Source organism: Lysobacter sp. Root667 (assembly GCF_001427715.1).
Lineage (GTDB): Bacteria > Pseudomonadota > Gammaproteobacteria > Xanthomonadales > Xanthomonadaceae > Lysobacter.
Genome location: NZ_LMHF01000013.1, coordinates 43,036 through 66,525 on the forward strand (window position 1 = coordinate 43,036; position 23,490 = coordinate 66,525).

At 70.3% G+C, this 23,490-nt stretch carries 25 protein-coding genes; 10 read left to right on the forward strand and 15 right to left on the reverse strand.

Going from position 1 to position 23,490, the window contains the following annotated elements:
• The first annotated feature begins 208 nt into the window (after positions 1-208).
• Positions 209-1,201 carry an LLM class flavin-dependent oxidoreductase gene (locus tag ASD78_RS12895; protein WP_055906083.1) on the forward strand — a complete coding sequence of 331 codons (993 nt, stop codon included), beginning with the start codon at positions 209-211 and terminating at the stop codon, positions 1,199-1,201.
• Positions 1,202-1,235: 34 nt separating this feature from the next.
• Here ASD78_RS12895 and ASD78_RS12900 read toward each other — a convergent pair whose 3' ends face one another.
• The 5 genes from ASD78_RS12900 to ASD78_RS12920 form a co-directional block, all read right to left on the reverse strand.
• A complete protein-coding gene (locus ASD78_RS12900) occupies positions 1,236-1,700 on the reverse strand; it encodes an FKBP-type peptidyl-prolyl cis-trans isomerase (RefSeq protein WP_056102019.1) in 465 nt (154 codons plus the stop codon).
• Between the two features lie 93 nt (positions 1,701-1,793).
• Positions 1,794-2,585 (reverse strand): SDR family oxidoreductase, encoded by a 792-nt coding sequence (locus tag ASD78_RS12905; RefSeq protein ID WP_056102022.1) that lies wholly within the window; start codon positions 2,583-2,585, stop codon positions 1,794-1,796.
• A 55-nt stretch (positions 2,586-2,640) separates the two neighbouring features.
• Positions 2,641-3,162 (reverse strand): SRPBCC family protein, encoded by a 522-nt coding sequence (locus ASD78_RS12910; RefSeq protein WP_056102026.1) that lies wholly within the window; start codon positions 3,160-3,162, stop codon positions 2,641-2,643.
• Between the two features lie 66 nt (positions 3,163-3,228).
• Positions 3,229-3,669 carry an SRPBCC domain-containing protein gene (locus ASD78_RS12915; RefSeq protein WP_056102030.1) on the reverse strand — a complete coding sequence of 147 codons (441 nt, stop codon included), beginning with the start codon at positions 3,667-3,669 and terminating at the stop codon, positions 3,229-3,231.
• On the reverse strand, positions 3,666-4,034 hold the full coding sequence (locus ASD78_RS12920; protein WP_056102033.1) for a metalloregulator ArsR/SmtB family transcription factor: 369 nt from the start codon (positions 4,032-4,034) through the stop codon (positions 3,666-3,668). Before ASD78_RS12920 ends, ASD78_RS12915 begins: the two co-directional genes overlap by 4 nt.
• 164 nt (positions 4,035-4,198) lie before the next feature.
• On the opposite strand from ASD78_RS12920, the gene ASD78_RS12925 reads away from it, so the two are divergent.
• The gene (locus ASD78_RS12925; RefSeq protein WP_056102035.1) at positions 4,199-4,753 is read left to right on the forward strand and encodes a phage baseplate assembly protein V; all 555 of its coding nucleotides are present in this window, start codon (positions 4,199-4,201) and stop codon (positions 4,751-4,753) included.
• 41 nt (positions 4,754-4,794) lie between these two features.
• Complete coding sequence (locus ASD78_RS12930) at positions 4,795-5,115, forward strand: hypothetical protein (RefSeq protein ID WP_055906102.1); 321 nt, start codon at positions 4,795-4,797, stop codon at positions 5,113-5,115.
• Between the two features lie 6 nt (positions 5,116-5,121).
• Here the strand turns inward: ASD78_RS12930 and ASD78_RS12935 are convergent, their stop codons facing one another.
• Positions 5,122-5,931, reverse strand: coding sequence for a helix-turn-helix transcriptional regulator (locus ASD78_RS12935; RefSeq protein ID WP_056102038.1), 810 nt, complete (start codon positions 5,929-5,931; stop codon positions 5,122-5,124).
• Between the two features lie 116 nt (positions 5,932-6,047).
• Here ASD78_RS12935 and ASD78_RS12940 point away from each other — a divergent pair, with 116 nt between their 5' ends.
• Positions 6,048-6,452, forward strand: a complete 405-nt coding sequence (locus ASD78_RS12940; protein ID WP_056102041.1) for a hypothetical protein — start codon at positions 6,048-6,050, stop codon at positions 6,450-6,452.
• Positions 6,453-6,980: 528 nt separating this feature from the next.
• Here ASD78_RS12940 and ASD78_RS12945 read toward each other — a convergent pair.
• Both ASD78_RS12945 and ASD78_RS12950 read right to left on the reverse strand, forming a co-directional pair.
• Positions 6,981-8,168, reverse strand: a complete 1,188-nt coding sequence (locus ASD78_RS12945; RefSeq protein WP_056102044.1) for an NAD(P)/FAD-dependent oxidoreductase — start codon at positions 8,166-8,168, stop codon at positions 6,981-6,983.
• A gap of 4 nt (positions 8,169-8,172) precedes the next feature.
• Positions 8,173-8,730 carry a YaeQ family protein gene (locus tag ASD78_RS12950; RefSeq protein WP_055906115.1) on the reverse strand — a complete coding sequence of 186 codons (558 nt, stop codon included), beginning with the start codon at positions 8,728-8,730 and terminating at the stop codon, positions 8,173-8,175.
• A 99-nt stretch (positions 8,731-8,829) separates the two neighbouring features.
• On the opposite strand from ASD78_RS12950, the gene ASD78_RS12955 reads away from it, so the two are divergent.
• On the forward strand, positions 8,830-9,720 hold the full coding sequence (locus ASD78_RS12955; protein WP_056102047.1) for a pseudouridine synthase: 891 nt from the start codon (positions 8,830-8,832) through the stop codon (positions 9,718-9,720).
• 579 nt (positions 9,721-10,299) lie between these two features.
• Here ASD78_RS12955 and ASD78_RS12960 read toward each other — a convergent pair.
• From ASD78_RS12960 to ASD78_RS21230, 5 genes are all read right to left on the reverse strand, one after another.
• A complete protein-coding gene (locus ASD78_RS12960) occupies positions 10,300-11,055 on the reverse strand; it encodes a gamma-glutamyl-gamma-aminobutyrate hydrolase family protein (RefSeq protein WP_055906122.1) in 756 nt (251 codons plus the stop codon).
• 480 nt (positions 11,056-11,535) lie between these two features.
• Positions 11,536-13,662, reverse strand: coding sequence for a DEAD/DEAH box helicase (locus ASD78_RS12965; RefSeq protein WP_082575616.1), 2,127 nt, complete (start codon positions 13,660-13,662; stop codon positions 11,536-11,538).
• A 435-nt stretch (positions 13,663-14,097) separates the two neighbouring features.
• Positions 14,098-15,468: an amidohydrolase family protein gene (locus ASD78_RS12970; protein WP_235566498.1), complete on the reverse strand. Its 1,371-nt coding sequence runs from the start codon at positions 15,466-15,468 to the stop codon at positions 14,098-14,100.
• A 170-nt stretch (positions 15,469-15,638) separates the two neighbouring features.
• Positions 15,639-16,112, reverse strand: coding sequence for a YaiI/YqxD family protein (locus tag ASD78_RS12975; RefSeq protein WP_055906125.1), 474 nt, complete (start codon positions 16,110-16,112; stop codon positions 15,639-15,641).
• 123 nt (positions 16,113-16,235) lie between these two features.
• A complete protein-coding gene (locus tag ASD78_RS21230) occupies positions 16,236-16,397 on the reverse strand; it encodes a hypothetical protein (protein WP_200944194.1) in 162 nt (53 codons plus the stop codon).
• A 115-nt stretch (positions 16,398-16,512) separates the two neighbouring features.
• Here ASD78_RS21230 and ASD78_RS12980 point away from each other — a divergent pair, with 115 nt between their 5' ends.
• Together ASD78_RS12980 and ASD78_RS12985 are read left to right on the forward strand one after the other, a co-directional pair.
• Complete coding sequence (locus ASD78_RS12980) at positions 16,513-17,190, forward strand: glutathione S-transferase (protein WP_056102052.1); 678 nt, start codon at positions 16,513-16,515, stop codon at positions 17,188-17,190.
• Position 17,191: 1 nt separating this feature from the next.
• The gene (locus tag ASD78_RS12985) at positions 17,192-18,757 is read left to right on the forward strand and encodes a YdiU family protein (protein ID WP_056102055.1); all 1,566 of its coding nucleotides are present in this window, start codon (positions 17,192-17,194) and stop codon (positions 18,755-18,757) included.
• Positions 18,758-18,824: 67 nt separating this feature from the next.
• Here the strand turns inward: ASD78_RS12985 and ASD78_RS12990 are convergent, their stop codons facing one another.
• The gene (locus ASD78_RS12990) at positions 18,825-19,235 is read right to left on the reverse strand and encodes a VOC family protein (protein WP_055906134.1); all 411 of its coding nucleotides are present in this window, start codon (positions 19,233-19,235) and stop codon (positions 18,825-18,827) included.
• 30 nt (positions 19,236-19,265) lie between these two features.
• Positions 19,266-19,715, reverse strand: coding sequence for a helix-turn-helix transcriptional regulator (locus ASD78_RS12995; protein ID WP_055906137.1), 450 nt, complete (start codon positions 19,713-19,715; stop codon positions 19,266-19,268).
• 129 nt (positions 19,716-19,844) lie between these two features.
• Between ASD78_RS12995 and ASD78_RS13000 the strand changes: the two genes are divergently transcribed.
• The 3 genes from ASD78_RS13000 to ASD78_RS13010 all read left to right on the forward strand — a co-directional run bounded on the left by ASD78_RS13000 (position 19,845) and on the right by ASD78_RS13010 (position 23,174).
• Complete coding sequence (locus tag ASD78_RS13000; protein ID WP_056102058.1) at positions 19,845-20,345, forward strand: pyridoxamine 5'-phosphate oxidase family protein; 501 nt, start codon at positions 19,845-19,847, stop codon at positions 20,343-20,345.
• A 9-nt stretch (positions 20,346-20,354) separates the two neighbouring features.
• Positions 20,355-20,951 carry a glutathione S-transferase family protein gene (locus ASD78_RS13005; protein WP_055906144.1) on the forward strand — a complete coding sequence of 199 codons (597 nt, stop codon included), beginning with the start codon at positions 20,355-20,357 and terminating at the stop codon, positions 20,949-20,951.
• Between the two features lie 315 nt (positions 20,952-21,266).
• A complete protein-coding gene (locus ASD78_RS13010; RefSeq protein WP_056102060.1) occupies positions 21,267-23,174 on the forward strand; it encodes an ATP-binding cassette domain-containing protein in 1,908 nt (635 codons plus the stop codon).
• Positions 23,175-23,490: the final 316 nt, after the last annotated feature.

A 23,490-nucleotide genomic window follows, 5' to 3' on the forward strand; every position in this document is an offset into this window, starting at 1 on the left:
CGCCCTTCGGGTCTGAGTGGGGTTGGGCGAGTGCGGGGTATTGGATTTCAATGCAACGGCAACGGCAACGGCCTATGCAACCCAACACCTGAAGCCAACTAGACGCCACTTTCGCAACACTGCGTGCGCCCCATGGCCTCGCAATCGCGCCCCGGCGCCCCCAGGCTGAAGGGATGCCGCTGAGGGCATGCCATCGCCGCGAGCGTCCATGATTCCGTTTTCCGTCCTCGACCTCGCCCCGGTCACCGAAGGCAGCGATGCCGGGCAGGCTTTCGCGCACAGCCTGGATCTGGCGCGGCACGCCGAGCGCCTGGGCTACCGCCGCTACTGGCTGGCCGAGCACCACAACATGCCCGGCATCGCCAGCGCCGCGACCGCGGTGTTGATCGGGCATATCGCCGGCGGCACTTCGACGATCCGGGTCGGCGCCGGCGGGATCATGCTGCCCAACCATTCGCCGCTGCAGGTGGCCGAGCAATTCGGCACCCTGGCGTCGCTGTATCCCGATCGCATCGACCTCGGCCTGGGTCGAGCGCCGGGCACCGATCAGGCCACCGCACGCGCCTTGCGCCGCTACTTCGACGGCGCCGACAGCTTCCCGCAGGACGTGGCCGAACTGTTGCATTACTTCGAACCGGTGCAAGCCGGCCAGGCGGTGCGCGCCGTGCCTGGCGCGGGACTGCGGGTACCGGTGTGGCTGCTGGGTTCGAGCACGTTCGGCGCGCGTCTGGCGGCGCAGCTGGGCCTGCCGTACGCGTTCGCCTCGCACTTCGCGCCCGATGCGATGGACGAAGCGCTGGCGATCTACCGGCGCGAGTTCCGGCCGTCGCCGCGTTGGGCGCAGCCGTATGCGCTGCTGGCCTTGAACGTGGTCGCCGCGCAGACCGACGCCGAAGCGCGGCGCCTGTTCACCACCCAGCAGCAGAGCTTCGTCAAACTGCGTCGCGGCCAGCCCGGCTTGATTCCGCCGCCGATCGACGACATCGACAGTTTCTGGACCCCGGTCGAGCGTGCCGGCGTGGAACGGGCGCTGGCCTGCGCGGTGGTCGGCGATCCCGACACGGTGCGCGACGGCATCGCCGCCTTCATCGACCGTCACCGTCCGGACGAGTTGATGCTGACCGCCAACGTGTACGAACACGCGGCGCGGCTGCGTTCGTTCGAGCTGGCGGCGCAGGCGCGCGCGCAGCTGGCCGGCTGAGCCGCGCCGGAGAGCTGGTGAGGTTGGGCTCGCGTCAGCGCGAGCCGGGCACGTGCTCGCGCACGCCCAGCAGTTCGACTTCGAACACCATCGAGCCGTTGGGCGGGATCACCCCGCCGCCGGCACCGTCGGCGCCGTAGCCGTAGTCCGGCGGCACCATCAGGATGCGCTTGCCGCCCACGCGCATGCCGGCGACGCCTTCGTCCCAGCCGCGGATCACCCGGCCGGCGCCGAGCAGGAACGAGAACGGCTTGGCGCGGTCGACCGAGCTGTCGAACTTGCGCCCGTGCTTGTCGGGCGCGTTCTGGTCGTAGAGCCAGCCGGTGTAATGCACGCTCACGTCCTGGCCGCTGCGCGCGACCGCGCCGTCGCCGAGCTTGACGTCGGTCCATTCGAAGCGCTCGACCCGGCCATGGCTCGGCGGCGGCGCCTCGTGGCGGCTGCAGGCGGAGAGCATCAAGGCGGCGAGCAGGCCGCAGACGGCGAGGGCGTGGCGCATCGGGTTCGTCCCTGAAGAGTCAGGCGACGAGGATAACGCGGATGCGCGCCGCCGCCGCCGGTTAGCGCCCGGACGAGGCGCGTCCGGGCGCTCTCAGTCGACCAGCGAGCCGCAGCTGAGGTTGGCAATCGCTCCGGTCATGGCGCCGGCGCGGTCGGAGGCGACGAAGGCCGCGTAGTCGGCGACCTGGGCCAGGGTCGGGAAGCGGCCGAGCAAAGTGCCGCTGTGCGCGCGCGCTTCCAGCATGGCGTCCACCGTAGCGCCGCTGCGGCGCGCATAGCCTTCGAATACCTCGCGTGCGTACGACACCGGCAGCGCCTCCGGGATCGCGTCCGGGCGCAGGCAGACCACGCGGATGCCGGCGCCGCCCAGTTCGGCGGCGAGCAGGCGCGAGAACGCTTCGATCGCCGCGCAGGTCGTGCCGTAGCCGAGGAAGCCGACTCCGCTCATGCGCGAGCCGGGCGTGGACAGGGTCAGGATCGCGCCGCCGCGAGGCATGTGCCGCGCCGCGGCCTGGGCGGTGATGAAGTTGCTGCGGCTGTAGTCGGCGATCGGCTGCAGGTAGTCCTGCAGCGAGAGTTCGGCGAAGGGCGTGCCCTGCACGTGCGCGATGCCGACCGCGTTGAGCGCGATGTCGATGGCGCCGGCGGCCTCGGCGACGGCGGCGGCATGGGCATCCACCGCGTTCTGGTCGAGCGCGTCGAGGGTCGCGATTTCGGCCCGGCCGCCGGCGGCGACGATGTCGGCGGCGACGCGTTCGAGCTTGGCGCGGCTGCGCCCGGCCAGGTGCACCTGCGCGCCCTCGCGGGCGAAGGCGCGGGCGACCGCGCCGCCGATGGCGCCGCCGCCGCCGTGGATCAGCGCGACTTTGTGTTCGAGCAACATGGTTCGGCTCCCTGGCTCAGGCGGGTGCGGTGGTTGCGGGATCGGACCGGTGCTATCAGTCCTGCGCAATCCGACGCTCGTACTCGGCCTCGATCTGCAGGTGCTTGGACCAGAAATGGCTGGGCTTGCGGCCTTCGAGCAGGTCCTGCAGCAGATCGAGGTGGCTGTGCCAGCCGCCGGCGACGCTGACCATCTCGGCGCGGTCGGGCAGGCGGCGGTGGGTGACCACCAGCAGCACGCGGTCGTTCTTGGGGATCAGTTCGAACACCACTTCCGAATCGCCGTCCCAGGTGTAGCTGAGCCGATGCGGCGGGTCGCAGTCGATCACCCGGCCTTCGCTGCGGTGCTCCTCGTAAGCCGCGTATTTGGCCGGGGTCGGGTCGTCGTTGGTCAGTTCGGCATTGCGGAACAGGTGCTCGACGCGGCCGCCGGGCCGCAGCTCGATCTCGCCGGCGGCCATCCAGCTGCGGCGCTTCTCGGATTCGGTGAGATAGCTCCATAGCCGTTCGATCGGGCCGGGCATCAGGCGCTCGATGCGCACGGTGTCGGCAGCGGTGACTACGCCGTAATCGCTCATGGTGGGTCCTCCGGATCGGATCGGTGGTGGACAGGTCGGTGGTAGGCAGGTTGGTCGTGGATCGGTCTAGACGGGAGCGAGCAGCTCGGCGAGCGACGCCAGCATGTGCTGCCACCCGGCCTCGCTGCGTTGCGCGTAGGGCGCGTACTCGGCCGCCATTTCGTGGGTGAGGGTGAGCTCGCAGCCGTCGCCGGCGGGCACGATCTCCAGGGTGATGCGGTCGCCGGGCGCGGCCGGGTCCAGCGACAGGGTGAACACCAGCCGGCGCGGGCGTTCGATTTCCAGATAGCGGCCGTAGTGGGCGGCGTCGCCGTCCGCGCGGGTTTCGATCACGGTGTAGCCGCCGCCAACGCGCGCATCGATCTCGAACCGTTTCATGCGGCCGTTCTGCGTCGCGTACAGGAAGCGCGAGGCCATGCGCGGGTCCAGCCAGGCGTCGAAGACGCGTTCGGCCGAAGCCTGGAAGCGGCGCACCACGCGGACGACGATGGGGGAGTCGGAGTTCATCGCTTGCTCCTGGGCTTGCGGGTCGCGGCGGCGGCGCGGTCTTCGGCCTGCAGCAGGGAATAGAGGGCGTCGAGGCGTTCGTTCCAGAACCGCTCGTAGTGGCGCATCCACTCCATGCCGCCGTGCATCGGCCGCGCGTCGAGGCGGCACAGGTGGGTGCGGCCCTGGACCTCGCGCTGCACCAGGCCGGCGCGCTCCAGCACCTTGATGTGCTTGGACGCCGCAGCCAGCGACATCTCGAACGGGGCGGCGAGTTCGCCGACGCTGCAGGGCTGGCGCGACAGGCTGCGCAGCATCGCGCGCCGGGTCGGGTCGGCGAGGGCGTGGAAGACGGCGTCGAGCCGTTCGGGCTTATTGTCAACCATAGGGTTGAATATCTTCCGGGCCGGAGCGATTGTCAACCATTCGGTGAAATGATTCCTGGGTGCCGCCGCCGCCGGGTCGCGCGAATCCGCGCGCATGGCCCCTAAATGCACGCGCCGACGTTGCTAACCATGGGACCGGGGGGACTAGATTCGGGACCATCCGTATGCCGCTCCAGACCCGATCGGAGAAGCTGCATCGCGGCGCCAAGTCGCATCCGTGCCACTACGGCAAATACCGCGCCGTGGTGCTCGACAACGTCGATCCGCTGCGCCTGGGGCGGGTCCAAGTGCAGGTCCCGGACGTACTCGGCGCCGGCGCGAGCCGCTGGGCCATGCCCTGCGTGCCCTTGGCCGGGCACCAGAGCGGGGTGTTCCTGCTGCCGCAGGCCGGCGCGCCGGTGTGGGTGGAGTTCGAACAGGGCGACGCCGAACTGCCGATCTGGGTCGGCGGCTACTGGGTCGACGCCTCCGAACTGCCGCCGCTGGCGCATGCCGGCCTGGCGATCGCGCCCAGCCTGGTGCTGCAGACGCCCAGCCAGAACGCGATCGCGATCTCCGACCTGCCCGGGCCCGACGGCGGCATCCTGCTCAAGACCCAGGGCGGGGCGATGATCGCGATCAACGACGCCGGCATCACCATCAGCAACGGCCGCGGCGCCAGCATCGTGCTGACCGGGCCGATGGTGACGGTCAACGAAGGCGCGTTGACGGTGATATGAGCCATGCCTGCCGCGTCCGCCGCCGCTAACGGGAGCCGCGCATGCCCGGCGCGCTGATGCATCTGGGCGCGGCGGTGACCTGCGCGCACGGTGGGCCGGCCACGCCGACCTCGCCCTACAGCCGCGTGACCTTGTCCGGGCGCGCGGTAGTCACGGTCGCCGGGTCCTACACCGTCGCCTACTGCAACCTGCCCAGCGCGGCCGCTGCGCTGCGCTGCGTGGCCGGGCAGTGGCTGTCGGGCACCACCCGGGTCTTCGCCGGCGGGCGCGCGCTCGCGCTCGATACCAGCCCCTCGCTGTGCGTGCCCAACGGCGCGCCGCTGGTGGTGCTGGATTGCCAGACCCGGGTCAGCGCGGTCTAGCCGCGCTCAGTTCGCGGCCCCGGCTTCGGCCGCCTGGAGCGCGCGCAAGGCCTGCGCGGTGGCGGCATCGGCGGGAAAGAAAGCTTCGATCGCGAGTTCCGCCAAGGTGACGTCCAGCGGCGTGCCGAACACGGTGGTGGTGCTGATATAGGCGTGCTCGCCGCCATCGGCGCTGCGCAGCCGCAGCGGTATCGCGACGCTGAGCGTGCTCGGCAGCTCGACTTCGCCGGCGTCGGCGCAGGGGTAGGCGGCGAGTTCGTCGTGCAATTCGCTCAGCACCGGATCGCCGGTGGCGTCGGCCTGGTGACGCAGACGGTGCAGCAGGTGCGCGCGCCACTGCGCCTGGTTGACGATCAGCGGCGCCAGCCCCTGCGGATGCAGGCTCAGGCGCAGCACGTTGACCGGCGGCTGCAGCAGCTCGGCGGGTATGCCCACCAGCAGGCGTTCGACCGCGCGATTGGCCGCGAGCAGGTTCCAGTGGCGGTCGATGGCCAGCGCGGGGTAGGGCTCGTGCCCATGCAGCACCAGTTGGATCGCTTCGTGGGCTTCGTGCAGCGCGGGGTCGTCGAGCGAGCGTTGCGCGTACATCGGCGCCAGGCCGGCCGCGGTCATCAGCTGATTGCGTTCGCGCAGCGGCACGTCGAGGCGGTCGGCCAGGCGCAGCAGCATCGCCCGGCTCGGCAGCGAGCGTCCGGTCTCGATGAAGCTGACGTGGCGGGTGGAGATCTCGGCCATGCCGGCCAGATCCAGCTGGGTCAGGCGCCGGCGCTGGCGCCAGTCGCGCAATTGTTCGCCTACGGGTCGGGTCGCGTTCATGGCCGAACCATAGCCCAGCGCGGCGATGCGTGGGATTACCCCACAGGTAATCGACCGGCGGCCGGCCGCGCGTTGAGATGAATTCGAATCCAAACCGACCCCGACAGGAGCACGCCATGAACGCCGTAGCCCGCACCCCTTCCTCCCACCTGTTGCGCCGCGCGACCCAGCTCGATGCGGTCGCCACCGCGGCCGTGGCCGCGCTGTTGATCGCCGCCGCCGCGCCCTTGTCGCAGTGGCTGCATCTGCCGCAGAACCTGCTGCTCGGCGCCGGCCTGATGCTGGTGCCCTACGTCGCATTCCTGGGTTGGCTGCTGAGCCGCGAACGCATCTCGACCGCGCAGGCCTGGGCGATGATCGCGATCAACGCATGCTGGGTGATCGACAGCGTGCTGTTGCTGGTCAGCGGCTGGGTATCGCCGAACGCCTTGGGTGTGGCCTTCGTGGTCGCGCAGGCGCTGGCGGTGGCGGTGTTCGCCGAGTTGCAGTACTTCGGCCTGCGTCGGCAGCAGCGCGGTTGAGCAGCGCGCAAAGCGTCGGCCGCGCGTAGACGCCGCCGCTCTTGCCTTGGGGTAGGAGCGGCGTAAGCCGCGACCGTCATCCTTCCCCGGACCGCGTCATCTCAGCAAGCGAGGTGGCGCGGTCGCGGCTTACGCCGCTCCTACCCCGAAGCGGAAGCGCGGCCCGAGCGTCGAAGCGGAAACGCAGCTCCAGCGTCGAAGCGGAAGGCGCGGCCCCAGCTTCATGTGGGAGCGACGTGAGTCGCGATGCGTGGTGTCCGGTCGCGGCGAACGTCCGGTATCCCGATGCTCCGATCGCGACTCACGTCGCTCCCACAGAGAGCAGAAAAGCTCTGCGTGGCAATGGCGCTGGTCTTCAGGCCGCCATGCCCGAAGCTGGTGTGTAGCCCCAGCTTCATGTGGGAGCGACGTGAGTCGCGATGCGTGGTGTCCGGTCGCGGCGAACGTTTCGCTATCCCGATGCTCCGATCGCGACTCACGTCGCTCCCACAGAGAGCAGAAAGCTCTGCGTGGCAATGGCGCTGGTATTCAGACCGCCATGCCGGCCGCATGCCCCGAGGCCCAGGCCCACTGGAAGTTGTAGCCGCCCAGCCAGCCGGTCACGTCGACCACTTCGCCGACGAAATGCAGGCCCGGCACGCGCCGGGATTCCATTGTGCTGGACGAGAGTTCGTCGGTGTCGACGCCGCCCAGGGTGACTTCGGCGGTGCGGTAGCCCTCGGTGCCGCTGGCGACCAGGGCCCAGTCCTGCAGCGTCGCGGCGAGTTGCTTCAGTTCCGGCGGCGTGTACTGCTTCATCGGCTTGTTGCTCAGCCACAGCTCGCACAGGCGCTGAGCGAAGCGGCGCGGCATCGCGTCCGAAAGCACGGTCTTGAGTTCGGCCGCGGGGCGTTCTATCTGCTGCATCCGCAGCCAGGCCGTCGCATCGTGGCCGGGCAACAGGTCCAGGCGCAGGTCGTCACCGGGCTGCCAGTACGAGGAAATCTGCAGGATCGCCGGGCCGCTGACGCCGCGATGGGTGATCAGCATCTGGTTGCTGAAGCTGCGGCCGTGGCAGGTGGCGGTGACCGGCAGGGCGACGCCGCTGAGGTCGGCCAAGCGCTCCTGGTGCTTGCCGCTGAGCGTGAGCGGCACCAGCCCGGCGCGCGTGGGCAGCACGCTGTGGCCGAACTGGCGCGCGAGTTCGTAACCGAAGCCGGTTGCGCCCATGCTCGGGATCGACAGCGCGCCGGTCGCCACGACCAGCTTCGGCGCCGCGAACGCACCGCGCGTGGTGTGCAGCCGGAACGGCGCCTCGCCGTCGCCGTGCAGCACGCGCTCGACGCTGCACGAGGTTTCGATCCGCACCCCGGCGTCGGCGCATTCGTCCAGCAGCATCTTCACGATCAGCTTGGACGACACGTCGCAGAACAGCTGGCCGAGTTCCTTCTCGTGGTAGGCGATGCCGTGGCGTTCGACCAGTTCGACGAAATCGGCCGGCGTGTAGCGCGCCAGCGCCGACTTGCAGTAGTGCGGATTGGCCGAAATGAAATTCGCCGGCGTGGTGCCGGTGTTGGTGAAATTGCAGCGTCCGCCGCCCGACATCAGGATCTTCTTGCCGACCCGGTTGGCGTGCTCGACCACCAGCACGCGCAGGCCGCGCTGACCGGCGGTCAGCGCGCCCATCAGGCCGGCCGCGCCGGCGCCGACGATCAGGACGTCGTAAGGCTCCGCCATGCGTTCAGGCGGCCTGCGCGCCCACGCCCAGACGCACGGCCGGGGTCAGGGTGAGCGCGGCGCGGTCGTTGCTGAGTGCGACTTCGCCGTCCTGGATCTGGCAGTCCAGGCGGAAGCTGCGCTCGACCATCGCCGCCATCGCCTCGACCGCATCGGCGTCGATGTCGAGCACGGTCAGGTTCTTCAAACGGCGCAGGATCGCGACGTTCTTGTCCCACCAGATATCGGCGGCGCGGCCGCCGTAGTTGACCACCACCACCTGGCGCGCGCGCCCGCAGGCCTTGCGCACGCGCGATTCGTCGGGCTGGCCGACGTCGATCCACAGCTCGATGTCGCCGGTGTAGTCGCGCAGGCTCAGGTCGGGCTCGTCCTCGCTGCTCAGGCCGGGGCCGAACTCCAGCCGCTCCTGCGCGTACAGGGCGAAGGCGAGCATGCGCACCATCAGCCGCTGCTGGGTTTCGGACGGGTGCTGGGCCAGGGTCAGGGCGTGGGCGGCGTAGTAATGCCGATCCATGTCGCTGATTTGCAGTTCGATCTTGACGATGGTGGCGTTAGGCGCCATGGGCGGGCCCCGTGGAAAGCAGCGCGCATTCTAGGCCCTGGCGGCCACGGCGTCCGCCCGAATGCGCCGGCGGACCGCGGTTTGGGCCAAGATGCCCGCATGAATGCGCACGATCCCGATGCGACCGGCGACGGCGTCGCCGCCAGCCGCCTGCAATTGCCGCCGGGCCCCTGGACGACTCTGATCGACGGCTTGTGCGCGCGATTCCCGGCGATCGCGCGCGAGCGCTGGCTAGACCGCTTCGCGCGCGGGCGCGTGCTCGACGCGCAGCGGCGCGCGTTGAGCGCCGATACGGCGTATCGGGTCGGCATGGAGATCCTGTATTACCGCGAAGTCGCGCAGGAGCCGGCGATTCCGTTCGAGGAGCGCGTGCTTTTCCGCGACGCGCATCTGCTGGTGGTCGACAAGCCGCATTTCCTGCCGGTCACGCCCTCGGGCGGGTTCGTCGCCGAAACCCTGCTGGGGCGGTTGCAGCGGCTCTACGGCGAGCCCGCGCTGGCGCCGCTGCACCGGCTCGACCGCGGCACCGCCGGACTGGTGCTGTTCTCGCGCGATCCGGCCACGCGCGCGGCGTATCAGGCTCTGTTTCGCGAACGTCGCATCGTCAAAGGCTACGAAGCCCTGGCCGCGCCGCTGCCCGGGCTGGCGTTCCCGCTGCTGCGGCGCTCGCGGCTGGCGCCGGGCGAGCCGTTCTTCCGGATGCGCGAGGTCGAGGGCGAGCCCAACAGCGAAACCGCGATCGACGTGATCGAACGCGGCGAGCGGGTCTGGCGCTATGCGCTGGCGCCGGTCAGCGGGCGCAAGCACCAGCTGCGCGTGCACATGGCCGCGCTGGGCGCGCCCATCCTCAACGATCCCTATTACCCGTTGGCCGAGCGGCGCGAGGCCGACGACCATGAGCGGCCGTTGAAGCTGCTGGCGCGTTCGCTGGCCTTCGTGGATCCGCTGGATGGCCGCGAGCGTCGGTTCGAGAGCGGGTTGGCGCTATGAGCGAGGCCCGCGTCGCCGCCTCCGCGTACCGCCTTGGGGTAGGAGCGGCGTAAGCCGCGATGGGTAGCCACGGGCCGCGGCGACATTCGGGATCGCGGTGCTTCGATCGCGGCTTACGCCGCTCCTACCCCAAAGCCAGGTCAAAGCCGGGTGTGCGCGGCTTTCTGTGGGAGCGGCGTAAGCCGCGATGCGTAGCCACGGACCGCGGCGATGTTCGGCATCGCGGTGCTCCGATCGCGGCTTACGCCGCTCCTACCCCAAAGCCAGGTCAAAGCCGGGTGTGCGCGGCTTTCTGTGGGAGCGGCGTGAGCCGCGATGCGTAGCCACGGACCGCGGCGATATTCGGCATCGCGGTGCTTCGATCGCGGCTTACGCCGCTCCTACCCCAAAGCCAGGTCGAAGCCGGGTGTGCGCGGCTTTCTGTGGGAGCGGCGTAAGCCGCGATGGGTAGCCACGGGCCGCGGCGATGTTCGGCATCGCGGTGCTTCGATCGCGGCTTACGCCGCTCCCACAGGAAGCACGCCGTCCGCAAGGCTCAGCAAACGCAGTTGCGTCGCTTGGGCGACTGAGCGCAGCAACTCACACCCACTCGCGCGACGGCAGGGTGTAGCGCCGCTGCGGCCGTCCGACCAGGTCGAGAAAGTTGTTGAACACCGCGTCCGCGCGCTGCTGCATGCTCGCGATGTGCGCGGTGGTATGGCTGCGGATTGCGTCTTCGCTGGTGTCGTGACCGAGTTCGGCCAGTTCGCGCCGGTACACCGGATTGGCGAGCCAGCGTTCGATCAGCGGCACGTCCATTTCCAGATGGAACTGGAAGCCGTAGGCGTTGTCGCCCCAACGGAAGGCCTGTTGCTCGCAGCTGTCGGTGCGCGCCAGATGGGTCGCGCCTTGCGGGACCTCGAAGCTGTAGCGGTGCCACTGAAACACCGGCGCGCTTTCCGCCAGAGGCGCCAGCACGGCATCGTCGCGGCCGTGCTCGGTCGCGTGCAGCGGGTACCAGCCGATCTCGGGCCGGTGATGGCGCCGCACCGGCGCGCCCAGCACGTGCGCCAGCAATTGCGCGCCCAGGCAGATGCCCAGCACCGGTTTGCCCTGTTCCAGCATGCGTTCGATAGCCAACAGCTCGGTGCGCAGGTGCGGGCGCTGGGCCTGATCCTCGACGTTCATCGGCCCGCCGAGCACGATCAGGCCGCGGTAGCGGTCGACGTTGGGCTGGGCCTCGGGGTCGCGCTCGAAGTTGGTGAAACGGATGCGGTGGCCGCGACGGCGGATCAAGGGATCCAGCGTGCCCAGGGGCTCGGCGGCGACGTGTTGGAAGACCAGGATGCGGGGCATGGGACGGCGAGGCGGCGGCTTACCTCGGGACTATGCCAAAGCCGGGCCGCGCCGGGGGAGGCGGGCTTATGACGATTGGTTGCTTGACGGGGTGAGTTGGTAAAGCGGCCCTCATCCGCCCTTCGGGCACCTTCTCCCCTCTGGACACCCTGCGGGCGCCGCGAGCGGGAGAAGGGAGGATCGAAGTCAGGTGTTGAGCCCCTCTCCCGCTGGCGGGAGAGGGGTTGGGGTGAGGGCGGCGCGAGCGCGCAGCACCGCCTCATCCCGGGCCCTCATCCGCCCTTCGGGCACCTTCTCCCGCGAGCGGGAGACGGGAGGATCAAAAGTTACGTGGTGTTGAGCCCCTCTCCCGCTGGCGGGAGAGGGGTTGGGAGGGCGGCGCAAGCATGCAGCAGCACCTCAACCCGGGCCCTCATCCGCCCTTCGGGTACCTTCTCCCGCGAGCGGGAGAAGGGGCGGCGGACTACTGGACGTTCCCGCTCAGCGCGGATCGCGCGGCTTGAACGGCTTGCGCGGGCCGGTACCGTGCGGCTTGCCGCCGGCCGGCCGCGGACCGCCGGGACCACGCGGGCCGCCGGGGCCGCGCGACGCGCCAGGGCCACCCGGACCACGATGCGCGCCCGGGCCACCCGGGCCGCTGGGACGGCGGCTGCGGCCGCCTTCGCTGTCGCCGGGTTCGGCGCGCTGGATGCGCAGCGGCTGGCCGGCCACGCGCACCTTCTTCAGGTGCTCCATCAGCTCGCGCGGCATGCCTTCGGGCAGGTCGACCAGGGTGTATTCGTCGCGGATGTCGATGCGGCCGATGTAGCGGCTTTCCAGGTCCGCCTCGTTGGCGATCGCGCCGACGATGTTGCCCGGCTGCACGCCGTGGCTGTGGCCGACTTCGATGCGGAAGGTCTCCATGCCGACTTCGGCGCCGGCCTGCGGCGGACGCGGCGCGCGCTCGCGCTCGACGCGCGGCGCGGGCGCCTCGTCGTCGAAGAACGACTCGGCGGCGTTGACCGAACGCGACGGCGACGGCGGCGTGAACTGGCGGGTCTCGTGGCGCGGTGCCGGCGCTGCGTCCTCGCGCGGTGCGTAGCCGCTGTCGCGCGGCGGTCGCGGCGCGTCCGCGCGCGGATGCTCGCGACGATGGGCGCCGGCATTGGAGGCGTTGTCGCGCTCGACGAACTTGCGCGTCGCCGCGCCGCGGTGTTCGCGCGGACCGTCGCGTTCCTCGCGCTGGTAGCGCGCGGCCGGCGGCGGGGTCAGCAGCAGCGGGTTGTCGCCCTGCACCAGCTTGGCCAGGGCCGCGGCGATCTCGACCGCGGGCACGTTCTTCTCGCGCTCGTAACGCTCGACCATGTCGCGGAACAGGCTCAGGTCGCTGCTTTCCAGGGCGTCGCTGATGCGGCCGAGGAAGCGCGACACGCGCTGCTCGTTGACGGTCTCGACGCTGGGCAGCTCCATCGGCTCGATCGGCTGGCGCGTGGCGCGTTCGATCGCGCGCAGCATGCCGCGCTCGCGCGGGGTCACGAACAGGATCGCTTCGCCCTTGCGCCCGGCGCGGCCGGTGCGGCCGATGCGGTGGACGTAGCTTTCGGTGTCGTAGGGAATGTCGTAGTTCAGCACGTGGCTGATGCGCTCCACGTCGAGGCCGCGCGCGGCCACGTCGGTGGCGACCAGGACGTCGATCTTGCCGTCCTTGAGGTTCTGGATGGTCTTCTCGCGCTGCGCCTGCTGCACGTCGCCGTTGATCGCGGCGGCGGAGATGCCCCTGGCGGACAGCTTCTCGGCCAGTTCCTCGGTGCCCAGCTTGGTGCGCGAGAACACGATCATCGCGTCGAAGGTTTCGGCTTCGAGGATGCGGGTCAGGGCGTCGAGCTTGTGCACGCCGCTGACCGACCAGTAGCGCTGGCGGATGTTGGCCGCGGTGGTGGTCTTGGCCTTGATCGCGATCTCGACCGGTTGCTTCAGGTAGGTCTGGGCGATGCGCTTGATCGGCGCCGGCATGGTCGCCGAGAACAGCGCGACCTGGCGCGTTTCCGGGGTCTTCTTGAGGACGTTCTCGACGTCGTCGATGAAGCCCATGCGCAGCATTTCGTCGGCTTCGTCCAGCACCAGGCAACGCAGTTCGGACAGGTCCAGGGTGCCGCGATCGAGGTGGTCGATGACCCGGCCCGGGGTGCCGACCACCACGTGCACGCCGCGCTTGAGCGCCTGCAGCTGCGGGTAGTAGCTCTGGCCGCCGTAGATCGGCAGGACGTGGAAGCCAGGCAGGTGCACGGCGTACTTCTGGAACGCTTCGGCGACCTGGATCGCCAGCTCGCGGGTCGGCGCCAGCACCAGGGCCTGCGGCTTGAACTGCTTGGGATCGATCTGGGCCAGGATCGGCAGCGCGAACGCGGCGGTCTTGCCGGTGCCGGTCTGGGCCTGGCCGAGCACGTCGCGGCCTTCCAGCAGCGGCGGGATGGTCGCGGCCTGGATCGGCGAGGGCGATTCGTAGCCGACGTCGGACAGCGCGCGCAGTAGCGGCTCGGACAGGGCCAGGTCGGTGAATTTCAGCGACGGGGCGTCGGGGGTGGAAGCGGGATCGGAAGCGTTGGAACTGGGCGTCTCGGCGCTCATGGGGCGGCTCGGCAGCGCCGGCGGAGGCCGGTCGGAAGACCGCCTAGTGTACCGGACGTGGGTGGAGCACCGGCTCAGCGTGCGGGAAATACAGCGGATTGTGCGGGATCGGGCGGGTTCGGCATAGGGTGAAGGGCGGCTGCAGTTCGGGGCCGCGGGCTGCGGGGCTGCGGGAGTCCAATGGGATTCCTGTAGGAGCCCTGTGGGAGCGGCGTAAGCCGCGATTGGGCCCCGCGCGCCTGCGTACGCCTCCCGGCGGGCCGATCGCGGCTTACGCCGCTCCCACAGGGAGCAGGTTCCGGCAGGGAGCAAGGCCCAGCAGGGGAGCAGGTTCCGGCAGGGAACCAGTTCCAACAGGGGAGCAGGTTCCGGCAGGGAGCAAGGCCCAGCAGGAAGCAAGTCCCAGCAGGAGGAAGATCCCCGGGGCCGCCGGCTTCAGCGCGCCCGCGCGTCCTTTTCGACCCGCCCGTCCTTCATCACGAACTCGACCCGCTTGAGCACGCTCACGTCCTGCAGCGGGTCGCCGGCGACCGCGATCAGGTCGGCGCGTTTGCCCGGTTCCAGGCTGCCGACCTGGTCGGACAGGCCGAGCAGGTCGGCGGCGTTGACGGTCGCGGCCTGGATCGCCTGCGGCGCGGTCATGCCATGGGCGACCATCAGTTCGAACTCGTCGGCGTTGCGGCCGTGCAGGCTGACCCCGGCGTCGGTGCCGAAGGCGATCTTGACGCCCGCCGGCACCGCCGCTTCCAGGGTTTTGCCGGTGATGCCGATGCGCCATTCGATCTTGGTCCGGACCTCGCCGGTGTAGGCGTCGGGGTTGCGGGCCAGGCGTTCCTTGTAGCCGTTGACCGTCGACAAGGTCGGGACGTAGTAGGCGCCGGTCTTGCGGAACAGGGCGATGTCCTCGCGGTCGAGCAGGGTGCCGTGCTCGATCGAATCGGCGCCGGCGCGCAGCGCCACCGCGATGCCGTCGGCGCCGTGCGCGTGGACGGCGACCTTCTTGCGGTACAGGTGCGCGGTCTCGACGATGGCGCGCGCCTCGTCGTCGAACATCTGCTGGCCCAGGCCGGCGCCGATGCGGCTGTTGACGCCGCCGGTGGTGGCTATCTTGATCACGTCGACGCCGCGCGCGACCTGGCGCCGCACCGCGCGCCGGCAGTCGTCGGCGCCGTCGCAGGTGTTGCCGTGCACGTCGAGCGCGGCGTGCAGTTCCTCGCGGAAACCCAGGGTCGGGTCCATGTGGCCGGCGGTGGTGGAGATCGCCGAGCCGGCGTCGAGGATGCGCGGACCGGGCAGTTTGCCGGCCGCGACCGCGTCGCGCAGGGCCAGGGTTACGCCGTCGTCGTCGCCGAGGTTGCGCACGGTGGTGAAGCCGGCATGCAGGGTCTTGCGCGCGTTCACCGCGGCCTCGTAGGCGTGGTCGGCGACGCTGCCGGCGACGCTGTCGAGCTGGCCTTCGACGCCGGCCTTGTCCGAGACCAGGTGCACGTGGCAGTCGATCAGGCCCGGCAGCACGTAGCGGTCGCGCAGGTTGACCACCTGCGCGTCCGCGGGCACGCCGGCGAACGCGGCGGCGTCCTGGTAACCGTCGCGCACCGCTTCGACCCGGCCGGCGCGCAGCAGCAGGGTGCTGGCGCCGCGCGGGGCCTGGCCGGGACGGTCGAGCAGATGGCCGGCGTGGACCAGGGTCCAGTCGGCGTTTTTCGTGGATGCCTGCGCGGACGTTTGCGCGGCGGCGGCCAGCGGCAGGCAGGCCAGGACGGCGCAGGCGAGCGCGGCCGGCATGCACCAGGAGAGGCGGGACAAGGGACGGCGGCGCGCGCTGGGGCTCATCGGGTCGGGTCGGCTGGGCACGAAGCCCCGAGCATACCCGGCGCCGCGGGCGCGTCGGGCGGCTCGGTGTTTGCCTGGCGTGGCGGTGTCGCGGCGGCGAGCCCGCCGTGTGCGTTACGGCGCGGCGGCGCTCGCCGGGTCGCTCAGCGCGGCCGCTGCGCGATCCAGCGGTCGAGCTGGTTGGCGAAGGCCTGGCGGTCGCGCGCGTGGAACACCGGCGGGCCGCCGGTCTGGACCCCGGCGCCGCGCAGCTCGTCCATGAAGTTACGCATCGACAGGCGCTGGGCGATGTTGTCGGCGGTGTAGAGGTCGCCGCGCGGGTTCAGCGCGACCGCGCGCTTTTCCAGCACCAGCGCCGCCAGCGGAATGTCCTGGGTGACCACCAGGTCGCCGGGCGCGACCCGCTGCACGATCTCGGTGTCGGCCACGTCCAGCCCGGACGGGACCTGGATCGCGCGCACGTAGCGCGAACCGGGCGTGCGCAGCCATTGGTTGGCGACCAGGGTCACCTGGACGCGCGCGCGTTCGGCGGCGCGGAACAGGATCTCGCGGATCACGCCGGGGCAGGCGTCGGCGTCGACCCAGATCTGCGGGGCAGGGGTGGGCGTGTCGGTCATGGCGGCGAGTTCAGGGCACGGCCGCGATGGCCTGGCCCGGGGTGTCGGGGCGGACGCAGGGTCCGCGCGCCGGCAGCGGCGGCGCCGGGTCGGGCGCCAGCGGCCGCCTGGGCGCTGCGCGGCTCAGCCGTTGCCGCGTTCGCCGTCGCGCGGCGGGGTGCCGCTGCTGTCGGACGCCGTGCCCGAATCCTTGGCTGCGGCCTTCTTGGCCGCCTTTTCGTCCTGCTTCTTCTTCTTGGCGATCTCGCGCTGGCGCTTTTCGAACGAGTAGTTGGGCTTGGCCATGAATGGCGTTCTCGATGGGGAATGCCGCCAGTCTAGGCCATGCGCGGCCTTCGGGCCGAATCCCGGGCGCGCCGGCACCGTTACCATGGGGGCCGACCCCACCGCGTAGCCGCCCATGATCCGCGTTCACCACCTGAACAACTCCCGTTCCCAGCGCGTGCTGTGGCTGCTGGAGGAGCTGGAACTGCCGTACGAAGTCGTGCGCTACCAGCGCGACGCCCAGACCATGCTGGCGCCGCCGGAGCTGCGCCAGGTGCATCCGCTGGGCAAGTCGCCGGTGCTGGAGGACGAGGGCCGGGTGCTGGCCGAGTCGGCCGCGATCCTGGAATACCTGGCCGAGCGCTACGACGGCGAACACCGGTTCTCGCCGCCGCCGCTGCCGGCCGACGCGCCGGAGCGGCTGCGCTGCCGCTACTGGCTGCACTACGCTGAGGGTTCGGCGATGCCGCCCTTGCTGCTGAGCCTGGTGTTCGCGCGGATCAAGCGCGCGCCGATGCCGTTCTTCGCCAAGCCGGTGGCGCGCGGCATCGCCGACAAGACGATGGCGGCTTTCGTCGGCCCGCAGCTGAAACTGCACCTGGACTACATCGAGGCCGAACTGGGCCGCCACCCCTGGTTCGCGGGCGAGCGCTTCGGCATCGCCGACATCCAGATGAGCTTCCCGGTCGAGGCCGCGGTCGCGCGCGGCGGCGGCGGCCGTCCGCGCATGCGCGCCTTCCTTGAGCGCATCCACGCGCGCCCCGCCTACCAGCGCGCACTGGAGCGCGGCGGTCCCTTCGACGTGCTCGGCTGAGATGTTCGGTTTCGACTTCGACAACGCCTTCGTGCGCGACCTGCCCGGTGATCCCGAGCCGGGCCCGGGCGTGCGCCAGGTCGCCGGCGCGCTGTACTCGTGGGTGCAGCCGACGCCGGTGGCGGCGCCGCGCCTGCTCGCGTACTCGGCCGAGATGGCGGCGCGCCTGGGCCTGGACGAGGCCGCCGTGCGCTCGCCCGAGTTCGCCCGGGTGTTCGGCGGCAATGCGCTGCTGCCTGGCATGCAGCCGTTCGCGTCCAACTACGGCGGCCACCAGTTCGGGCATTGGGCCGGGCAGCTCGGCGACGGCCGCGCGATCGGCCTGGGCGAAGTCGTCAACGCCGCCGGCGAGCGCTGGGAGCTGCAGCTCAAGGGCGCCGGCCCGACCCCGTACTCGCGCACCGCCGACGGTCGCGCGGTGCTGCGCTCGTCGGTGCGCGAGTTCCTGTGCAGCGAGGCCATGCACCACCTGGGCGTGCCGACCACGCGCGCGCTGAGCCTGGTCGGCACCGGCGAGGAGGTGGTCCGCGACATGTTCTACGACGGCCACCCCAAGGCCGAACCCGGCGCGATCGTGTGCCGGGTCGCGCCCTCGTTCCTGCGCTTCGGCCATTTCGAACTGCCGGCCTCGCGCGGCGAGACCGACCTGCTGCGGCGCCTGACAGAATTCTGCATCCGCCGCGACTTCCCGCACCTGTCCGGCGCCGGCGAAGCCCTGTACGCGGCCTGGTTCGCCGAAGTCTGCGAGCGCACCGCGATCACGATGGCGCATTGGATGCGGGTCGGCTTCGTGCACGGGGTGATGAACACCGACAACCTGTCCATCCTCGGCCTGACCATCGACTACGGCCCCTACGGCTGGATCGACGACTACGATCCGGACTGGACCCCGAACACCACCGACGCCGGCGGACGCCGCTACCGCTTCGGGGCGCAGCCGCAGGTCGCGTACTGGAACCTGTCGCGCCTGGCCGGCGCGCTGTCGCCGCTGTTCGCCGACGTGGCGCCGCTGCAGGACGGCCTGCGCCGTTACGTCGCAGCCTGGAACGCGGCCGAGCGCGATGTCGTCGCGCGCAAGCTCGGCCTGCGCGACTGCGGCGACGAGGATCTGGCGCTGATGGACGCGCTGCGCGAGCTGATGCGCGCGGCCGAGATCGACATGACGCTGTGGTTCCGCGCCCTGTCGGATCTCGACCTAGCGTCGTCCGAGCCTTCGTTGCAGCCGTTCGCGCAGGCGTTCTACAGCCCCGAACGCCGCGCCGAGCACGAACCCGCGCTGCTGGCCTGGCTGCTGCGCTACCGCGCCCGCATCGCCGCCGACGCATGGCCCGCGGGCGAGCGCAGCGCGCGCATGCGGGCGGCCAACCCGCGCTACGTGCTGCGCAACTACCTGGCCCAGCAGACCATCGACCGCGCCGAGCAGGGCGACCTGGACGGCGTGCACGAACTGTTGGACGTGATGCGCCGGCCCTACGACGACCAGCCGGGGCGCGAGGCCTATGCGCAGCGCCGCCCCGAGTGGGCGCGCGACCGCGCCGGTTGCTCGATGCTGTCGTGCAGTTCGTAGGCGTCCGCCGGCGAGCGGCGCCTGCGGCGGCCGCGATCGCGGCCGCCGTACGGCTCGGTGGAATGGCTCAGGCGAGCTGGTTGATCCGGATCAGGTTGCCGGACGGGTCGCGCACGGCGCAGTCGCGCACGCCGTAGGGCTGGTCGGTCGGTTCCTGCACGATCTCGGTGCCGCCGGCCTGCAGGCGCGCGAAGGTGGCGTCCAGATCGGGCGTGGCCAGGGTGATGATGGCGTAGGTGCCCTTGGCCATCATCTCCGCGATCACGCGACGCTCCTCGTCGGTGATGCCGGGGGTCGCGGTCGGCGGGTGCAGCACGATGGAGGTGCCGGGCTGGCCGCTCGGGCCGACCGTGATCCAGCGCAGGCCCTTGTAGCCGACGTCCTTGCGGACCTCGAAGCCGAGGGTGTCGCGGTAGAAGGCCAGCGCGGCCTCCGGATCGGAGTGGGGAAGAAAGCTGGCGTGAATGCGCAGGTCCATGGTGTCGTCACTGAGGTGGTGGGTGAGACCTCATGCTAGGTCGGGTTCGGGGGCCGATGCTTCTCGATTCCTGACCGGTCGCGTCACTTGTTTGGCGATGCAGGCCGGCATGCCCTGCGTCGCCAGCGTCTGCTCGCGCCGGTAGACGCTGGGCGATACCCCGACCAGTTCGGTGAAACGGGTGCTGAAGGTGCCCAGCGACGAGCAGCCGACGGCGAAGCAGACCTGGGTCACGCTGAGCTCGCCGCAACGCAGCAGCGCCATCGCCCGTTCGATGCGCCGCGTCATCAGGTAAGCGTAGACCGACTCGCCGTAGGCCAGCTTGAACTGGCGGCTGAGGTGCCCGGCCGACATGTGCACGCCCTGGGCCAATGCCTCGACATCGAGCGGCTGCGCGTACTCGCGGTCGATCCGGTCGCGGACGCGGCGCAGGCGTGCGAGGTCGCGCAGGTGCTGCTCCGCGGCGGGTCGGCTGTTCATCGGCGCGATCGTGCCACGTCGCGCCACAGGCGCCTAGCGACGCCGGCTACGGTTTTTTCACCCGGCCTTAGCCGCCGCCGCGGTCTGATGCGGACACGGCGATGCGTCGCGTCGCCGCAGGAGACCGTCATGACCGAGCGCAATGCCGCGGTGCGCAAGCTCGCCGCCCTGATCGAGGACGTCGAGATCGCGATGTTCACCACCCACGCCGCCGACGGCCGCCTGGTGAGCCGTCCGCTGGGCACGCAGCAGGTCGAGTTCGACGGCGACCTGTGGTTCGCGACCGCCGCCGACAGCGCCAAGGCGCGCGAGATCGCCGACGATCCGCGGGTCAATGTCGCCTACGCCTCGCGCGGCAAGAACGTCTACGTCTCGGTGTCCGGCACCGCCAGCCTGGTCGACGACCGCGCCAAGATCGACGAGATATGGTCGCCGGCGATGAAGCTGTTCTTCCCCGGCGGCAAGGACGACCCGCAACTGCGCCTGATCCGGGTCGCGGTCGACACCGCCGAATACTGGGACGGGCCGGGCACCCTGGTCGGCAATGCGCTGAATTTCCTGATCAGTGCGGTCAGCAACGACCCGACCGACCTGTCCGAGCACGAAACCCTGCACCTGGGCCATCGCTGAGCCGCGGCGATGCTGCGCCTGTACTTCATTCCCGGACGTTCCTGGCTGCCGCGCTGGCTGCTGGAAGAACTCGAACAGCCCTACGAGCTGGTGCGCCTGGACCGCGAGCAGGGCGAACACAAGCAGCCGGCGTATCTGAAGATCAATCCGCTGGGCAAGACTCCGTCGCTGGAGATCAACGGCCAGGTCATGAACGAGACGGCCGCGATCTGCCTGTACCTGGGCGACCGCTATTCGACCGGCCGCCTCGCCCTGGCCGGCGACGAGCCGGAACGGCCGCGTTACCTGGCCCTGATGGTGCACGCCAGCGCGGCGCTGGATCCGTCGATCTCGGACTGGATCTTCAAGCGCAAGACCGTGCCGGTCGAAGTGGGCTGGGGCACGGTCGCGCAGGAGCTGGCGTTCGTGGAGGGCCAGCTCGGGCATGGCCCCTTCCTGTTCGGCGAACGCTTCACCGCGGCCGATGTGATGATCGGCGGCACCCTGATCTGGGGACGGCTCAGCGGCGTGGCGCTGCCGGAGAGCTTGCAGGCGTACACCGGCCGGCTGCTGCAGCGGCCCAAACTGGTGGCCTTGTTCGAGGAAGTGGGCGGCGTGCCGGTGTAGGCGGGCGGGCCCGGTACGCGGCCCGCGCGAACGCGCGGGCGCGGGTGGCGACGGATCGGATCGACCCGATCAGGTCGGCGCGAAGCCCTTGGTGGCCTTCTTTTCGTTCTTTTCGGCGCGCTTTTCCTTGATCGTCTTGGTCGGTTTCTTCTTGGTTTCCTTCTTGCGGTCCAAGCCCTTGCTCATGGCAGGCTCCTCGATTCGGTGGCGGTGGCCGCGGCCCGATGCCGGCGGCTAGGCCGCAGTATGCGCCGCGCCGGCGTCCGGTGCGCGTCCGGACGGCGCCCAGGGGCGTGCGCCGGCTACAATGGTCGGATGCCTTTGATCACCGTTCAGAACGTCGACTACAGCGTCGGCGGCCCGCTCCTGCTCGAAAACGTCGAACTGTCCATCGAACCGGGCGAGCGCATCGCCCTGATCGGTCGCAACGGCGCGGGCAAGTCCACGCTCATGAAATTGCTCGCCGGGGAAATCCAGCCCGACGACGGCCGCATCCTGGTCGACGGCGGACGCCGCGACGGCAATACCCGCATCGCCCGGCTCGAACAGGAAGTCCCGCCCGGCGCCAACGGCACCGTCTTCGACGTGGTCGCCGACGGCCTGGGCGAACTCGGCCACTGGCTGGCCGAATACCACCACCTGACCCACGCCGACACCTACGACGCCGATGCGGTCGCCAACGTGCAGACCAAGATCGAGGCCGCGCAGGGCTGGGGCCTGGATCAGCGCGTCACCGAGACCCTGACCCGGCTCGACCTGGACGGCGAGGTCGAATTCTCCGGCCTGTCCGGCGGCATGAAGCGGCGCGTGCTGCTGGCGCGCGCGCTGGTGTCGGCACCGGACCTGCTGCTGCTGGACGAGCCGACCAACCACCTCGACATCGAAGCCATCGACTGGCTCGAACAGTTCCTCAAGTCTTGGCAGAGCGCGCTGGTGTTCGTGACCCACGACCGCCGCTTCCTGCGCGCGCTGGCGACCCGGATCGTCGAGATCGATCGCGGCCAGGTCACCAGCTGGCCCGGCGATTGGGAGAACTACGTGCGTCGCCGCGAGGAGCGCCTGAACGCCGAGGCCCAGGAGAGCGCCCGGTTCGACAAGTTGCTGGCGCAGGAAGAAGTCTGGATTCGCCAGGGCATCAAGGCCCGCCGCACCCGCGACGAAGGCCGCGTGCGCCGGCTCAAGGCGATGCGGGTCGAGCGCCAGGCCCGGCGCGACACCGTCGGCAACGTGCGCATGGATTTCGCCCAGAACGAAGCCTCCGGCCGCAAGGTCGTCGAAACCAAGTCGGTGTCGTTCGATTTCGGCGGCAAGCCGCTGTTGCGCGACGTCTCGACCACGATCTTCCGCGGCGACCGGATCGGCCTGATCGGACCCAACGGCAGCGGCAAGACCACCTTGCTCAAGATCCTGCTCGGCGAGCTGCAGCCCAAGTCCGGCGAAGTGCGCGAAGGCAGCAAGCTGCAGATCGCCTATTTCGACCAGTACCGCGCGACCTTGCGCGAGGACTGGAACGCGATCGAGAACGTCGCCGAGGGCCGCGAGTTCGTCGAGGTCGGCGGCAAGAGCAAGCACGTGATCGGCTACCTGCAGGACTTCCTGTTCACGCCCGAACGTGCGCGCGCGCCGATCACGCGCTTGTCCGGCGGCGAGCGCAATCGCCTGCTGCTGGCCAAGCTGTTCGCGCAGCCGTCCAACCTGCTGGTGATGGACGAACCGACCAACGACCTCGACGTGGAGACGCTGGAGCTGCTGGAAGAACTGCTCGGCGATTACCCGGGCACCTTGCTGCTGGTCAGCCACGACCGCGACTTCCTCGACAACGTGGTGACCTCGACCCTGGTGATGGAAGGCGAGGGGCGGGTCGGCGAATACGTCGGCGGCTATACCGACTGGCTGCGCCAGCGTCCGCTGGCGTCGGTCGGCGCGGGCAAGCCGGGCGCGGCCGCTGCGGGTGCGAGCAAGGCCGAGCCGGCCAAGGCCGAAGCCGTCGCGCCGGTGGTGGCCAAGCGCAAGCTCAGCTACAAGGAAGCGCGTGAGCTGGAGCAACTGCCGGCGCTGATCGAAACCCTGGAAACACGCGTCGCTGCATTGACCGCGCAGATGAACGAGCCCGCGTTCTACCAGCGCGATGCCGCGGCGATGGCGGCGCACAACGCCGAACTCGCCAAGACCCAGGCCGAACTCGACCGTGCCTATGGCCGTTGGAGCGAGCTCGAGGGCTGAGCGGGCTCGGCGGTAGGTGAGGGTGCTGGGTCGCGGTTTGCTCTGGATGGCACCGCGATCGGTGTTACGCAATCGCGGCTTACGCCGCTCCTACCCCAAAGCGGTCGATCTGCTCGAAGGTTGAGCGGCCTTGGGGTAGGAGCGGCGTAAGCCGCGACGCGCATCCCGACTCACCGCGTCGGTTTCGTTCGCAGTCAGCGTCGCGTCGCCGTCATCGCGATTTTCCCGGGCGGGCACAGCGACGGGCGACTGCGTTATCGCGGCTTACGCCGCTCCCACAGACGTCCACCGATGCGGCACCCCCGACTTCCGTCGC